The sequence below is a fragment of the Streptomyces sp. MS191 genome (assembly GCF_008042125.1).
Taxonomy (GTDB): domain Bacteria; phylum Actinomycetota; class Actinomycetes; order Streptomycetales; family Streptomycetaceae; genus Streptomyces.
Window position 1 is genome coordinate 1 of the sequence record NZ_RDBI01000087.1, and the last position, 679, is coordinate 679.

Annotated in this window: 1 protein-coding gene; it reads left to right on the forward strand. The window is 76.6% G+C overall.

Features of this window, described 5'->3' with window-relative positions; translation table 11 throughout:
* Positions 1-37: 37 nt before the first annotated feature.
* Positions 38-628: a TetR/AcrR family transcriptional regulator gene (locus tag EAO71_RS35060; protein WP_147981872.1), complete on the forward strand. Its 591-nt coding sequence runs from the start codon at positions 38-40 to the stop codon at positions 626-628.
* Positions 629-679: the final 51 nt, after the last annotated feature.

A 679-nucleotide genomic window follows, 5' to 3' on the forward strand; every position in this document is an offset into this window, starting at 1 on the left:
GGCGCCGGCCGCGACCTCACGTCCCGGCGTCCCGGCCATCGAACTGCTCCCCACCGTGGGCAGCCCGGCCCCCGAGCGCGCCGACGCCGCCCGCAACCGGCGCAGGATCCTCGACGCCGCAGCCAGGATCGTCACCGAGGTCGGCCCCGACGCGGTCACGATGAACCAGGTCGCGCACGCCGCGGGCATGGGCGTGGGCACGGTCTACCGCCGTTTCGGGGACGTGGCCCAGCTCCTGTGGGCGCTCCTCGACGACCGGGAGCGGCAGTTCCAGGAGGCGTACATGAGCGGCCCGCCGCCGCTCGGCCCGGGCGCACCCGCCGCCGAAAGACTGCCCGCCTTCGTCGACGCGCTCGTCGACCGGGTCATCGAGCAGCGGGAACTGCTGCTCGCGGCGCAGACCGCCGCCCCCAGCGCCCGCTACACCAGCGGCGCGTACCTCGCGATGCACACCCACGTCGCGCTGCTGATCGCCCGGCTCCGCCCGGGGGCCGACAGCGCGCTCCTCGCGCACCTGCTGCTCGCCCCGTTCTCACCGAGCCTCATGCACCACCTGTCGACGCAGCGGCACCTGTCCGCCGACGCGCTCAAGGCGGGCATGCGGGAGCTGCTCGGCCTGCGCGACTGACCGCCGGACCCCCCGCGGCGGCCCGCCCCCGAGGCGCACGGCCCAGCGGCC